General features: G+C 45.5%; 2 protein-coding genes. Both read right to left on the bottom strand.

What is annotated here, in order from left to right; translation table 11 throughout:
• The coding region (locus CCD76_RS19945; RefSeq protein ID WP_143543354.1) for a hypothetical protein at window positions 1-610 on the bottom strand (610 nt) is incomplete at its 3' end.
• Window positions 611-727: 117 nt separating this feature from the next.
• Window positions 728-1,161: hypothetical protein (locus CCD76_RS19340; RefSeq protein WP_218777093.1), on the bottom strand; the 434-nt coding region annotated here is incomplete at its 5' end.

Here is a 1,161-nt window from a genome sequence, read left to right as displayed (position 1 = left end):
GTGTCGGCGCTGGCTTCACGGAATCAGGTAAAGAGCCAAGCTGGACAGCGAGCTCTGTAATATCATAGAAATACTCAACTGCTTCCCGCATGGTAGGCGGTTGACATTCGTCCTGATGAGTCAATTCATTCCTCCTTGTTACTGCGGAAATTAAACGATCAAGAATAGCATCGTCTACACAGCCGCGCAGCTTTTCAGCTCTTTTCTTGTTAAAGGGAGCTTGAAATAATACACATATTTCTTTAAAAAGTTCAAACTGTTCGATTATCGCCGCTTTCGCAATGTAGGGCTCTACTCTAGACCCATCCACTTCTGGGAGATCTATTTTCTTCATGCCACTTTCAGCTTCTTTCTGAAAGATATGATCAGTTCGTTTAGCTATCACTCTGGCTTCTATGCTGGCTCTTACAATATAGGGAAAGCTCCGATCAATTGTTCTTTGATTAGCAGGTGTTTCAATAAAAGGGCCTTCAGACCATGCTTTATTACTGCTGCCAACATTCTTCCATTCGCACATTTTCTCAGCAGCCCGTGCCAAATCAAATACAATTGAAACTTGGTTCATAGCCCTGTGGGCTTTTTGTTCGTACTTCGTGTACTCATCAAACATTATTTAATATCTCTTGATCACGCCAAGCTCACCGGTAAACTAGGAGCGTAGCGAGTAATTTATCCGCGTGCAGCTTTTTGTTAGCTTTCCTGCACCGGAGTTCAGTAGAAAGCTTTTTCAGGCCTTGCGCTTCTGTGCCGTCATCTTGACTCTCTTCTCGATACCCTCTCGCCAAGCATCCAACTCCATAATATCAGCAAGTAGTTCGTCGGGGTCTGGAACAGCAATGCCGCCTTGCAGGGCCTTATCATGTGCGTAGTTCGAACACTTGGTCATGCCAGCGTAGACTTTCGCATAATCGCCATCTTCAACAACGACACCAGCAAGTCTCTGTGTTTCAACACCTTTCCGGAACCGAAGGATCACCTCGCGCAAGAGAACTTCCTCGACTGCCCGTTCCCAGGTCATACGTAGCCGGAAATAAGCATCAACTGTTTGTCTTTGATACTGTTGCTCTTCGCCATCCCTGTGCAGTTTGGCTATAGTTTGATGCTGAGCTTTAAGGGCCTTAATCCGCTTACTACGCTCTGTCTGAAAAATAGACCCGTAAA

Source organism: Salinicola salarius (assembly GCF_002179555.1).
In the GTDB taxonomy this organism is placed as follows: domain Bacteria; phylum Pseudomonadota; class Gammaproteobacteria; order Pseudomonadales; family Halomonadaceae; genus Salinicola; species Salinicola salarius_A.
The sequence above is the reverse complement of the archived record's forward strand: the minus strand, read 5'-3'. Positions and strand labels throughout refer to the sequence as shown.